Origin of the sequence: Amycolatopsis sp. WAC 04197, from assembly GCF_003947475.1 — a bacterium.
GTDB lineage: Bacteria > Actinomycetota > Actinomycetes > Mycobacteriales > Pseudonocardiaceae > Amycolatopsis > Amycolatopsis japonica.
Map to the genome: position 1 here is coordinate 326,135 of NZ_QHJK01000008.1, position 12,588 is coordinate 338,722.

General features: G+C 68.6%; 10 protein-coding genes. 4 read left to right on the plus strand and 6 right to left on the minus strand.

The genetic code is table 11. The annotated features are described in order from the left end of the window. Positions 1–39: 39 nt before the first annotated feature. Positions 40–441, plus strand: coding sequence for a helix-turn-helix domain-containing protein (locus DMC64_RS28565; protein ID WP_125736030.1), 402 nt, complete (start codon positions 40–42; stop codon positions 439–441). On the opposite strand, the gene DMC64_RS28570 is transcribed toward DMC64_RS28565, so the two are convergent. Both DMC64_RS28570 and DMC64_RS28575 read right to left on the minus strand, forming a co-directional pair. Next, entirely contained in the window at positions 423–848 is a 426-nt protein-coding gene (locus tag DMC64_RS28570; RefSeq protein ID WP_233629846.1) for a hypothetical protein, read from the minus strand. The genes DMC64_RS28565 and DMC64_RS28570 overlap by 19 nt on opposite strands. Further along, entirely contained in the window at positions 845–2,068 is a 1,224-nt protein-coding gene (locus DMC64_RS28575) for a hypothetical protein (protein ID WP_125736031.1), read from the minus strand. The genes DMC64_RS28570 and DMC64_RS28575 overlap by 4 nt, the downstream gene beginning before the upstream one ends. Positions 2,069–2,276: 208 nt before the next feature. Here DMC64_RS28575 and DMC64_RS28580 point away from each other — a divergent pair, with 208 nt between their 5' ends. Then, entirely contained in the window at positions 2,277–2,912 is a 636-nt protein-coding gene (locus DMC64_RS28580; RefSeq protein ID WP_125736032.1) for a DUF1345 domain-containing protein, read from the plus strand. A 226-nt stretch (positions 2,913–3,138) separates the two neighbouring features. On the opposite strand, the gene DMC64_RS28585 is transcribed toward DMC64_RS28580, so the two are convergent. Together DMC64_RS28585 and DMC64_RS28590 are read right to left on the minus strand one after the other, a co-directional pair. Continuing rightward, entirely contained in the window at positions 3,139–5,562 is a 2,424-nt protein-coding gene (locus tag DMC64_RS28585) for a glucan 1,4-alpha-glucosidase (protein ID WP_125736033.1), read from the minus strand. A gap of 106 nt (positions 5,563–5,668) precedes the next feature. Then, entirely contained in the window at positions 5,669–6,259 is a 591-nt protein-coding gene (locus DMC64_RS28590) for a TetR/AcrR family transcriptional regulator (protein WP_199755127.1), read from the minus strand. A 99-nt stretch (positions 6,260–6,358) separates the two neighbouring features. Between DMC64_RS28590 and DMC64_RS28595 the strand changes: the two genes are divergently transcribed. Next, on the plus strand, positions 6,359–6,799 hold the full coding sequence (locus DMC64_RS28595; RefSeq protein WP_125736035.1) for a DUF6463 family protein: 441 nt from the start codon (positions 6,359–6,361) through the stop codon (positions 6,797–6,799). Here the strand turns inward: DMC64_RS28595 and DMC64_RS28600 are convergent. After that, complete coding sequence (locus DMC64_RS28600) at positions 6,777–10,091, minus strand: DUF6801 domain-containing protein (RefSeq protein ID WP_233629847.1); 3,315 nt, start codon at positions 10,089–10,091, stop codon at positions 6,777–6,779. The two genes, DMC64_RS28595 and DMC64_RS28600, sit on opposite strands and share 23 nt — an antisense overlap. Positions 10,092–10,657: 566 nt before the next feature. Further along, the gene (locus DMC64_RS28605; protein WP_125736259.1) at positions 10,658–11,533 is read right to left on the minus strand and encodes an aminoglycoside phosphotransferase family protein; all 876 of its coding nucleotides are present in this window, start codon (positions 11,531–11,533) and stop codon (positions 10,658–10,660) included. Positions 11,534–11,747: 214 nt separating this feature from the next. On the opposite strand from DMC64_RS28605, the gene DMC64_RS28610 reads away from it, so the two are divergent. Next, complete coding sequence (locus DMC64_RS28610; protein ID WP_125736036.1) at positions 11,748–12,521, plus strand: hypothetical protein; 774 nt, start codon at positions 11,748–11,750, stop codon at positions 12,519–12,521. The last annotated feature ends 67 nt before the right edge of the window (positions 12,522–12,588 follow it).

Consider the following 12,588-nt stretch of genomic DNA (forward strand, 5'->3'; position numbering starts at 1 on the left):
CGCCAAGACGGCACTTTCGACACAGGTGGTGAGCTCCAGGTGACCACACGGCGCGGCGATCTCTTCGACCCCGAATGCCCTACTCGCCGTCTGCTGGAGCGCATCGGGACGAAATGGACGTCGATGGCGGTCAAGGTCCTCGCGGAGGCGGCTCCGCACGAGGTGCGGTTCGCCGAGCTGCGGCGCCGCATCCCCGGGGTGTCCCAGAAAATGCTGTCGGTGACCTTGCACAGCCTGGTCCGCGACGGCCTCGTCGTCCGCCGGGTGGAGCCCACCGTGCCGCCCCGGGTGCACTACGGGCTGACCGACCTGGGCCTGTCACTGGACGTCCCGCTGGCTGCGCTCCGGAACTGGGCCGAAGAGCACATGTCACGGATCGACGAGGCGAACGCGATCAGCGACGCGGCGGATGACACCTCGGCTCAGAGTGGCTCCAGATAGGAGCGGCCGGACCAGTCGTCGTCCTCGTCGTCGTCGCGGGCCCGCCGGGAAGGGGCGGGCGTGCCTTGTGCCAGCGCGGCCAGCTCTTCCAGCTCGGCGACCTCGTCGTCCACGTCCAAAGTGGCCAGTTCGCCGACCTGTCGTTCCAGGGAGGGCAAGGCTTCCGCGGCGAGGCGTTGCCGCTCCTCGGCGGGCAGCGCGTCGACGAGCTTCCACCAACCCTGCGCGTCCCGGACGAATTCGTCCAGGAGCGGGCCGTGGGCCAGCAGTTCGTGCGGCCGCCGTCGCCCGGCGAGCACCTCGCCGGCGAAATCCCCGGCGGCGCCGCCGGTCGCCGCCAGCAACCGCATCATTGTCTGCCGTGCCCGCTCCCCCTGCTCGGAATCGAACGGACCGTGTCCCGTCACAACAACACCCGCTTGCCCTTGGCGGGACATTCGGCGTCCCGGTGCTCGTAGTCCTCCGGCCACTGCGGCGGTTCACCCATCGCGATGGTGGCTTGCAGCAGTTCGTCGAGGGTCTTCTGCCCCGCGAACGAATGCGCCAGCCCGAGCGCGGCGCTGATCAGCGTCTGGATGGCACCGACGACCTCGTCGAAGGACAGGATCAGGTGGATGATGTCCCGTACCTCGCGGTCCTCCACGATTTTCGCGATCTTGCCGCCGCGACCGATCTCGTCCAGCAGCTCGCTGATCACGTCCACCACCCGGAGCCCCCGTTCCAGCCCGAGTTTCCTGCCTTTGGTGAGGATCATCAGCACGATGTCGATCGTCGAGCTGTAGCCGTGCCGGATCTCCTGCATCAGGTGGTACGCGAGCTTCGCCAGCGCCTGGATCGCGCGGCACGCGCCGCGGAAGTACTGCGCGAGCTGCAGCACACAGGCCCGGTAGGCGGCCAGCCAGTTCTTCGCCCGATCGGCGGCTTCCCCCGCCCACACCTCCTGGATCCCGAACCGGCCCTGGTCGATGTTCGCCGCGATGTTCTCCAGGCCCGTCGCGGCGTCGTTGTAGAGCACCGCCTGTTCCTGCAGCACGGTCCAGTCGCCGACGAGCAGGTCCGCGATCATGGTGATGAAGTCCTTGTCGGATCCGGTGAGGATCTTGATCACCTCGGCGACGTCGCCCAGCGACCCGCCGAGGTCGAGCAGTTCCTGCCGCTCCTGCTCGGCCTTCACCGGCCACCAGGCCGGGTCGCTGACCGCCTCCGGATCGGGGCCGCCGTAGCCCACCGGGACGGCGTCGCGGAACGACGCGGCCCCCACCGGATCACGCACCTCGTCCGCCGGGATCCGCGCGGCGTCCGGCTCCGGGTTGAGCCGGTCCAGCAACTCCGCCGCCCGCGCGTCCACCACGCCGTACCAGTGCGCCACGCAGCGCAGTTCGTGCCCGCCGCTCGCGGCGAGATCGGCCGCGAACCTCGACTGGCTCAATGCCGTGCGCTGCCATAGGTCCAATTTCGGCCACGCCGCGGCGAGGAAGCCCTCACCGCGTTCGGTGTCGAACCCCGCCCCGGCGCCGAGCAGCCGGTCGAACCACTGGCGATAGCTGTCGGCACCCGCGCCCGCCCGCAGGACCAGGTCGCCGAGCGCGCGTACCGCGGCCGGTTCGACCGAGAACCCCTGCCCCATTCGTCCCCCTCGTACTCCGGACACATCCCCTTCACCACCACTGAAGTTTGACATATTGCCGCGAAATGTCACATCGCTGGAATGGAGTACCACCGACGCGCTGCGAAACAGGCCCTGGTGCGACACTGGCCCTCGACTCGGGCGAAAGGGGACGGCACTGTCTCGGCAAACGGCTCGGATCTGGTTGCCCGAGCGGCGCCGGAGCGGCTTGAGCCTCGCGTTCGCGCTGCTCGTCGCCGCGTTGGCGCTCGCGTTCGGCGACGACGTGCTTTCACTCGCCTCGGTGGACGGCGGCGTCCTGGTTCTTCTCGCCTACCTCATCGGCTATCTCGTCGTGACGGTGGCCGCGTTCGGCGCGGCGACCTCGGAACAGATCCAGGACTGGGCGTACCGGGAGCGCCGCGGCACGTTCGTGCAGCGCTACGTCTTCGGGACGGCGCCAGGGCCGGGAGTGTCGATCTTCATCGCCGCGGCCGCGCTCGCGGTGGCGGTCGTGTGGATGCCCGGCCTGGGCGGCGAGAGCCTGCCCGCGGGCATGCGCGTGGGAGTGGCGGTGGCCCTGGTCGTCGTCGCGTGGATCTGTGTCCTCGTGTCCTTCGCGATCGCCTACCACGCGGACAACGTGGTCGAAGAGGGCAAGGCGATGCGGTTCCCCGACGAGGGAACCGCCGAGTGGTCCGACTACATCTACTTCGCGGTGTCCGTGATGACGACGTTCGGCACGACCGACGTGGACGTCGTCTCCCGCGAGATGCGCAGGACGGTGACGACGCACGCGATCATCGCCTTCGTGTTCAACACCGTGACCGTGGCGGCGGTCGTGTCCGCCTTGAACAGCGGCTGAAGTACATGAAGGCAACGCGTGAAGGTCCCCTTCCCTCGGCTGAGCCGAGGGAAGGGGACCTTCACGCGCGATCGCTGTGCCTACCGTGGTTACTGGTGCACCTGCGGCGATCCGGAGGGTCGTGAAGGCCCCCTTCACTACCCTCAAGGTAGGCAAGGAGGCCTTCACGGACTACGACCCGACTGCCGCCACCATCTTGGCGCCAAGCGCCTTACCACTCACGACGTCAGGGGCGCCAGGTGTCGTTCAACGCCAGCGTGCAGCCACTCGAAGCGCTACCGGCCCGATTGGCACCCGATTCCCAGACGACGGCGCCACCCTCCTTGCGGATGTACTTGTACTGGAACGCGGCCCCCTTCGGCAGCGTGACCTTACCCGTCCACAAAGGATAGTTGGCGGACGAAAGCGGCACGGCGTTCGCCGGGTTCCACGCACCGAGTTCGGCACGGTCGCCGACGACGAAGATGTTCTGGCCCCACGAAGTCGTGGCGTTCACCGTGAACTGCGCCGAAACGCCGGAGCACGCCGCACTGTACCGCTGCTTCACCACGGACGGCGTCTCGACCGGGGCACCGGCGTCGATCGAGTGTGCCAGCCGGACGAACTGCGCCATCGACCACGCCAGCGGTGTCGCCGCACCGGTGCCTTCGCCGAAGGTGAAGCCCGCGGCGCTCGGCCGGTCCCAAACCTGTTCCGGGATCAGGAAACCGGCGTTCGCCGAGGCCGCCATGGTCGCCAGATGCGTCGTCGCCGAGCGGCCGTTGGCCAGTTCGTATTCGCCGCGTTCACCGGTGAGCAGCGGCCACAGCCGTCCGACGCCGGCGCCGGTGTAGGGGCCTCCGGACGCCGTCTCGCCGTAGCCGTCGTGGTTGTACCGGTACCACATCGGGCCGTTCGGGGTGTCGACCTTCAGGGTGGAGTCCACTTCGGACAGTGAGGCGGCGACGTCGGGATCGGCCGCCGGTTTCACGCCGAGGCGGACGAGGTCCAGGAAGCCCGCGTCGATGATGGCGCGCTCGTCGTGGTTGCCGCCGCCGTTCTGCAGGAAGACGTTCTGGCCGTCGTTCGGATTGCCGTTTCCGTCGATCCGGTGGAAGTACCGGCCGTCGCCGAGCGGGCCGGAAGTGGTGAACGTCCACGCGCTGACCTGCGCCTGCCACTGGTCGGCGAGCTGGCGATAACGCGCGGCGCTCGTGGTGTCCCCGTTGCGTTCGGCTATGTCGGCGGCGCAGATCAGGCCGGCGATCTCCGCGGCGATGGTGGACGGCGAGTAGCCGCCGTTCTCCTCCCAGCGTTCCTGCGGCGTGGAGGGGCCGCGTGCGAAGAGGAAGTCCGCGGACTTCTTCACCTTCGCCCACATCCCCGCGTCGAACCGGCCCAGCTGCCACGCGAGCACGATCGGGAAGGCGACCTCGTCCATCTGCAGGCTGGTCCAGCAGTTGGTGCCGTCGAGCCGGGTGTTCTGCGGGAAGGAACCGTCCGCCCGCTGCTGCACGGTGAACAGGTAGTCGACCGACCGGTTGGCCGCCGCCGAGTCGCCGGCCGCGATCTGCGCGGTCGAGACCTGATAGAGGTCACGAGACCAGACGGCGTGGTATCCGCAGTCCCCCGTGCCGTTCGCGTCTTTCGCCTCGCCCCACGGATTGGTGAGCGATGCGACGTTCGCCCCGGGGTAGGTCTTGTCCTCGTGGGCTTTGAGGGTCATCAGCGCGACGTTGTACTGCGTGGTCAGCCCGGCGCCCGAGATCGACCGGGGTACCGCGGCCAGCGACGAGAGATAGCCGTTCCAGCCGGACCGGTACGCGGTGTCCGCCGCCGCGAAGCCACCCGCGAGCGAGGCCGACGCGTTCGCCGACGCGGCACCGCGATCACTCCCGAAACCGACCGCGAGCGTGAAGGTCGTGTCGGTCCCCACGGGAATCTGCCCCAGCTGCACCAGGTTCCCCGGCGTCGAGGCCGAGTCGTATTGCGCGCCGAGGACGTGGTCGCCGCTCAGGTCGACGTAACCGTCGCTCGCGGTCCCGCTGTAGCCGCTGGTCGCCTTGACGAAACCGGTGGAGGCGGCCAACGCGCTCGACACCGGCCCGTCCGAAGCGACCAGCTGCCCGCCGGCCGTGGCGCCCGTGTCCCCCATACCGCTGTTGTTCAGGGACGGGTTGTACAGCGCGTACAACTGCAGCGGACCGCCGCTGAGCACCTCGAACCTGGTCTGGATCAGCACGGTGGACCGCGCGGGGTCGGCGGTGTGGGTCTTGGTGATGCGATACCGGCCGTTGGTGGCGGTGTTGATCTGCCGGTAGCTCAGCGAACGCGGATCGGTGAGCACGAGCTGTTTGGTGGTGTGATCGCGTTCCAGCTGCGTGAAACCGGCGCCGTCGGACACCACGTACTGCAGGTCCTGCACGTTGGCGGTGTCCACGGTCGGGTAATAGATCTCGTGGTTGATGCCCTGGCCGAGGGTGAACCACACCTTCGACGCGGCCCCGGCGGCGGTACCGAAACCTTCCTTGCCCCCGGTCGTCCAGGCCGCCCCGGTACCCGGTGCGCCCGGCGCGTCCGCCAAGGGCGCGGCGCTCACCGGCGTGGCGGCCAGGAGTGCCGGCACGGTCAACAGCGCGACTATCGCGCGATGCCGCTTCGGTGACTTCATGAGGGTCCTTCCCACAGGCTTCATCGACGGCAGGATTTGTTGTTAGCGGCAACTTATTACCTGAACCGTCGCGCCCGGCAGGGCCGATCGGAGTAACCCGGACCAGTTACGCCGGTGGTCCGGTGAATCGGCTGGGATCACTCGGCGGACCATCGAGGATGAGGTCGGCTGCGCGAGCAAGGACCTGCACACGGGTCTGTCCCGGGTGGTCAGCGGCGAGAAAGTGGTTGCCGATCGCCGCACAGAAGGCGAGTAGCGCCCGGGCTTCGACCTCGTCGGGGTCGTCGCAAAACGTCGCGATCCCGTCGCGGGCCAGTTGCATCCGTCGGTTGTCCACGCGCCGCAGACGTTCGGCCACGGCCTCGTCGCGGCGAGCCCAGTCACGCACGGCCAAATCGATGGGCAGCAGCCGGCCGCCGGAGAAGGTGAGCCGACCGGCCAGCCGGACCTTGTCCCGCGCGTCGCACCCCTCCCGCTCGACACGAGCGAGGACCTCGTCGACGCTTTCGTACTCCCAGGCGTCCAGCATCGCCTCCAGCAGAGCAGCGCGATCGGCGAAGTAGCCGTAGAACCCGCCCTTGGTCACGCCGAGCGCCTTGGCGAGCGCCTCGACGCGCACCGCGTCCACCCCGCCCTCCGCCAGCGCCCGCAGACCTTCTTCGACCCACTTCTCCCGCGGTGTGCGCAATGCGCCCATGCCGTGGCCCACCTCACCTCTCCACTAGTTGTACGCCACCGTATAACCGGCCTAGCCTGCCTTTATACGCAACCGTATAACACGATCTGGGGAGTGGACATGATCAAATGGGCGGGTTGGCTCATGACCCTGTTCGGCGCGGCCCACACCTTGGGCGCCCTCACGGTGATGAAGGCCGCCGGTCACGCCGGCACCTGGTTCAGCGGAGCCCTGTGGCGAGACGATCTCGCCGCCATGAGCCCCGCGAACAGCGCCTTCTGGCTCAGCGCGGCCAGTTTCGGTGTGCCGCTCGTCCTGGTCGGCCTGACCGTGCTCTGGCTGGAGCGGCGCGGCATCACCCCTCCCCTGTTCCTCGCCTGGACGCTGGGGATCTGGACCCTGCTGATCGCCGCGGTCCTCCTGTTCACCCCTTGGCCGATCCTCCTGGTCGCGACCGCGCTCCTGCTGGCCGGAATCCGGCGCAGCGAACCGGCCCCGCCGCGGGATGCGACGGGGCCGGATCAGGTGGTGCGCGGGATCAGCCGACCGGACGCGGCTTGAGGTTCACCTCCACCGTGTTGCCGGGGCCGGAGGTGACACCGGTGATGATGTCGTTGAGGAACCCACAGCCCTGCAGCGGCGGCAGGGTGTAGGAGCCGGTGAGCTTGCCACCGGCCAGCGGGTCGAAGCCCGCCTTCGACTGCAGCGGGATCTGAGCCGGCGTCTTCGTCTGGCACTTCGCGCTCGCCGAGACCGGGAAGCCGAAGACGCTGATCCGCGGCAGCTTGACCGTCACCGCCGAGGTCGACTTGAGCACGCCGTCGGCCAGCGTGCCGGTGGTCTTGCCCGCCGACGCGAACTCGATCTTCGCGTTGACCGGGACGAAGCCCCAGAGCGTGAGGTTCGCGCTCGTCGGGTTCAGCGTCAGGTCGGCCTCGAAGGTCCCGTTCGCCAGGCTGATCGCGGCGTTGATGCCACCGCGCAGGTCGATCGGGCCGGAGAGCTTCTTCAGCTGCGTCTTGCCGGTCAGGTCGTAGCTGTACTTGACGACCGGGGACGTGTTCGGCTTGGTCTTCGCCGTGACCGGCGCGCTGGCGGCCGACTTGTTCCCCGCGGCGTCCTTCGCCACCACGGTGAAGGTGTACTCCGTGTCGGCCGTGAGACCGTCCACAGTGGCCGAAGTCCCCGCCACCGACTTCACCAGCGTGGTGCCGTTGAAGACGTCATAGCCGGTGACACCGACGTTGTCCGTCGCCGCGTCCCAAGCGAGGCTCACGCTGGTCTGCGTGGTGCCGGTGGACCGCGGGTTACCCGGTACGCCGGGAGCCACCGTGTCCGGCGCGGCCTGCGTCCGAACGGTGACGGCGGCGCTCGGGGTCGACGTGTTGCCCGCGGCGTCCTTCGCCACCACGGTGAACGAGTACTCCGTGTCCGCCGTGAGACCGTCCACAGTGGCCGAAGTCCCCGCCACCGACTTCACCAGCGTGGTGCCGTTGAAGACGTCATAGCCGGTGACACCGACGTTGTCCGTCGCGGCGTTCCATTCGAGGTTCACGCTGGTCTGCGTGGTCCCGGTGGAACGCGGGTTGCCCGGCGCGGCGGGAGCCTGCGTGTCCGGCGCGGCCTGCGTCCGAGCAGTGGCGGCGGCGCTGGGAGCCGACACGTTGCCCGCGGCATCCTTCGCCACCACGGTGAACGAGTACTCCGTGTCCGGCGCGAGACCGTCCACAGTGGCCGAAGTCCCCGCCACCGACTTCACCAAGGTGCCGCCGTTGAAGACGTCATAGCCGACGACACCGACGTTGTCGCTCGACGCGGTCCAGGACAGCGCGACGCTGGACTGGGTGACGTCGGTCGTGGCGAGACCGGCCGGAACGCTGGGCGCTTCGGTGTCCGGAGCGGTGGCGGTCCGGGCGGTCACCGGCGCGCTGGGCTCCGACTTGTTCCCGGCCGCGTCCTTGGCCACCACGGTGAAGGTGTACTCGGTGTCGGCGGCGAGACCGTCGACGGTGGCGCTGGTTTCGGTCACCGACTTCACCAGCGTGGCGCCGTTGTAGACGTCGTAACCGGTGACGCCGACGTTGTCACTCGACGCGTCCCACGCCAGGCCGACGCTGGAGGCGGAGGTACCGGTCGAACGCGGGTTGCCGGGCGCACCCGGAGCCTGCGTGTCGGGCGCCGCCTGCGTCCGCACCGTGACAGCGGCACTCGCCGCCGACGGGTTGCCCGCGGCGTCCTTCGCCACCACGGTGAACGAGTACTCGGTGTCGGCCGTCAGACCGTCGATCGTGGCCTGAGGTTCCGTGACCGACTTGACGACCTCGGTGCCCTTCAAGACGTCGTAGCCGGTGACACCGACGTTGTCACTCGAAGCGTCCCAGGCCAGCGTCACACTGGTTTGGGTGGTTCCGGTCGAGTGCACGTTCGCGGGCGTCGTCGGCGCCTGCGTGTCCGGGGCCTTCGCGGTCCGGGCGATCGTGGGCGCGGTGGCGGGCGAGATGTTGCCGGCCGCGTCCTTCGCCTTGACGGTGAAGGAATACTCCGTGTCCGGGGTGAGACCGTCGACCGTGGCCGAGGTGCCGGTCACGGACTTGACGAGATTCGCGCCCGAGTAGACGTCGTACCCGGTCACGGCGACGTTGTCGGTGGCGGCACCCCAGGACAGCGCGACACTGTTCTGGGTCATGTCACCGACGGTCACGGCGCCGGGAGCCGACGGCGCGGTCGTGTCCGCCGCCGCGGTGACGGTGAAGGTGTGCAGCACGTTGGCCTGGCCGCTCGCGGGGGTGCAGTCCGCGACGAACGTGCCGAGGCCGGTCTCCGCACCGGAGGCGGTCAGCGGCGTCATGGTCAGCACCAGGTCGTGCACCGACAGCGTGGCCGTCCCCGGCTGGTCGAACCGCAGCGACGGCGCGGAACCGGTCGCGTTGATCACCAGGTCGTTGCCCTTGGGCGGGATGGGTTGCTGCGGAACCGCGGTCGGCACGCCGACGGCGAGATGCCCCTGCGGGCTCGAGACCAGCGAGGTGGCCAGCGCCGATCCCTTGATGGTCTCGGCGCCGACGAGCCGAAGCCCTTCGGTCGCGGTCGAGCCCGCGTTGGAGACCGCCGTGATGTCGATCTTGGGGGTGAACTGGCCCACCGGGATCGAGTTCGGCAGCGTGGCGTTGATGTCGACCGTGACGTCCTGGTTGCCGATCAACGGGAACGGGCAGCTGTAGACCTGCTTCAGCGGCGGGTGGTTCCCCGAGCCGACAACGGCTTCCGGGGTGACCGGCGAACCGGTCACCGTGTAGGTCTGCAGGACGGTCTCGGCCCCCGCCGCCAGCGTGCAGTCCGAAGTGAAGGTGCCGAGACCGGTTTCGGTGCCGTCGGCCTTGAGCGGGGTCATCACCAGCTGCAGGTTGTTCACGGCGAGCGTCGCGGTGCCGGGCTGATCGAACCTCAGCGCGGGCGCGCTGCCCGTGGCGTTCACGACGAGGTCGTTGCCCGCCGGCGGGATCGGCTGCTTCGGCACGTCGGAATCGACCTTCACCGTCATCGTGCCCTGGCTGCCGGGCATCGTCACGGTGGAGGTCGCCTTCGCGGTGCCCTTGATGGACTCGGCGCCGACGAGACGAAGGCCTTCCGTCGCCGTCTTGCCCGCGTTGGACACGGCGGTGATCTCGATGGCGGGAGTCAGTTTCCCGGTCTCGATCGTCGAAGGTTGCGTGGTCTTGATGGTGACCGAGACGTTCTGATTGCCGATCAACGGGAACGGGCACGAGTAATTCTGCGTGAGCTCACCCGGAGCCGCGGCACTGGTGCCCGAGCCGATCGCGAGACCCAGTGCCACCAAGGCCGCCGTGCTCACGACGGCGATGCCCCCGGCCAGTCTTCGACTACGTCTTCTGTGTTTCACAGGTCCCTCTCCAACACATAGACCACACCCGCCGAAACCATCGGACAAACGATTAATGGCCGCTTTCGCGGGCCCTTCCCAGCGGGCGCGTGTGCACATTTACGGGTATGCCACAGGGAATTAACACACCCGCAAGGCTCGGCAGGCAAGGAAAATCACAGAGCCCGCGCGACCATTCTTCGTCTTTGTCATACGCGGTCGATTCGCCGTTCGCGAATCTGTCAGCCGCGCCCCCAAAACGTCCCCCACCACCCCCGCGAGGGTGGTTACTGGCCAACAGGGCCGCGATCGGGTCGGCCTACTTGCCGCGCCAGGGCGGGACCCAGCCGAGGCGTTTGCAGACCGTGTCGAGGTCGGCGTCGGTCAGGCTCCGGCGATCCGAGAGGTTCGCCGAGCGCGGCCCGAGGATCTGCATCCGGTCGACCGCGGTACCCGGGTCGCCGATGTCCTTGCGGACCTCGATCAGGAAGTCCGCGTAGAGGCGGAACTGGATGTCCGGCGGTGCCGCCCGGCGAGTGTCACTCGGCGATCGCGGCCAAGACGCGGCGCGCGTTCACCGCTTCCTCGTCGACGCGGTCCCGCGTCCGCGCGCGGGTGATCAAGGCCTTCCACAGCGCCCACCCACGGCCACGCTCCCATTCGGAATCGTCGACCGGAAGACGCTCGCGGAACGCGCGCCTGCCGTCGGCGGTCAGCGACGTCCAGGCGATCGCCAAGTCGCAGGACGGATCCCCGACGCCACAGGTGCCGAAATCGATGACGGCCGCCAGTCCCCCGCCGTCGAGCAGGAGATTCCCCGGCGCGAAGTCGCCGTGGAACCAGCGATCCGTTCCGTCCCAAGGGCTGTCCAGCGCGGTCTTCCAGATCTCGCGCGCCTGGCCCGTGTCGATGTCGCCGTCCAATTCCGCGAGCGCGCGCTCGGTCTGCTCGTCGTAGGTGCGCAGGGTGGCGCCCCGGAACCAGTTGTGCTTGCCGGGTCGCGGGCCGCCCGTGGTGTCGATGGTCCGCAACGCCGCCAGGAAACCGGCGAGGTCGAGGGCGAACCGAACCGGGTCGGAGATACGAGCGGGACTCGCGGGCTCGCCGTCGAGCCATCGGTAGACCGACCACTCGAAGGGATAGCCCGCGCCAGGACACCCCTTCGCCAGCGGAACCGGGATGGGCACCGGCAACCGGGGAGCGAGCAACGGGAGCCAGCGCTGTTCCTTGTCCACCGCCAAGGCGTACTCGGCGGCGCTCGGCAGCCGTGCCACCATGTCGCCGCCGATCCGGAAAGTCCTGTTGTCCCAACCGGATTCGGCGACCGGGCGGACCGGTAGACCGGCCCAATCCGGGAACTGCTCGCTCAGCAGCGCGCGCACCTGCGGCGCGTCCACGGTGATGCGCCGGGGCATCGGGCCCAGGTCCGGCGTAGCGCTCTTCGGTCGACGGGAATCCACACTCCGAGTCTCGTCGTGCCGTCCAGTGGATATTCGGCGGACTTCCGGCGCGGGGTCGGGCAGGCTGAAGTCCGTGCGAGAAATTCGACGCGAGGTCACCGCTGTCGCAGGTACGAAGGCGCTGGTCTGGATCGGAGAAACACTCCACCACGTGTCACCGGATTCCACGTTGTTCGGCGAGTACTGCGAAACCTTCGACACGATGGCGATCTCTCCCCGCCGCGACCTGCTCGCGCTGATGACCGATACCGGCACGACCGGGCTGCTGGTCTCGCCGGACGGCCGTCCGATCCGCGAGCTCACCCGCAGCGGTTACAAGGCCGATGCCTACCGCTATCCGCTGGTGTTGTGCACCCTGCCCGACGGCAGGACGGGTTTGATCCACTGTCCCGACAAGTACAACCGGCTCGAAGTCGAGGTCGCCGCTACCGGCGAGCGTCTCACCGACGGATCCGAGCGTGAGCCGAGCGACTTCTTCCATTCGCGCTTGGCGGTCTCGCCGGACGGCCGGTACTTGCTCAGTGCTGGCTGGGTCTGGCAGCCCTGGTACGGCTTGGCGGTCTACGACCTGGAGAAGGCGCTGGCCGACCCTACGTCGGCGAAGACATCGCGATCAGCACGTCCACGGAGGAAAACCACCATGCTGGCCCGATGGTCGCTAGCCGACCGGTCGTTCGTCTGGCGTAGTCAGCTGGACCGGCCCGCAGGCGATGTCGTTCCCTTCGCCGGTGATTTCCTTGCCCTGTATGACCATCCGCGCCTCTACGATGGGGCCACCGGAGACCTGATCGCCGCCTGGCCCGACCTCCCGACCGGTCACGCGGAAGGCCCGATCGTGTCTGCCAGGTCCTTCTCGGGCCCCAGACGCGTCGCCGTGGACGAAATCCGGCGACGCTTCGCGGTGACCGATGGAGAACGGACCACGGTCGTCCACCTCGGCTGACCGGCCGGGCTGCCGATATCCGGTGTCGCGAAAGCCACTTTCGGGACATCTGACGTCTCGAAAGTGG

Excerpts from the sequence above, each read along its gene's own strand:
- DMC64_RS28575 (WP_125736031.1), bottom strand. The coding sequence starts at position 2,068 with ATGGGGCAGGGGTTCTCGGTCGAACCGGCCGCGGTACGCGCGCTCGGC.
- DMC64_RS28585 (WP_125736033.1), bottom strand. The coding sequence starts at position 5,562 with ATGAAGTCACCGAAGCGGCATCGCGCGATAGTCGCGCTGTTGACCGTG.
- DMC64_RS28590 (WP_199755127.1), bottom strand. The coding sequence starts at position 6,259 with ATGGGCGCATTGCGCACACCGCGGGAGAAGTGGGTCGAAGAAGGTCTG.
- DMC64_RS28595 (WP_125736035.1), top strand. The coding sequence starts at position 6,359 with ATGATCAAATGGGCGGGTTGGCTCATGACCCTGTTCGGCGCGGCCCAC.
- DMC64_RS28605 (WP_125736259.1), bottom strand. The coding sequence starts at position 11,533 with ATGCCCCGGCGCATCACCGTGGACGCGCCGCAGGTGCGCGCGCTGCTG.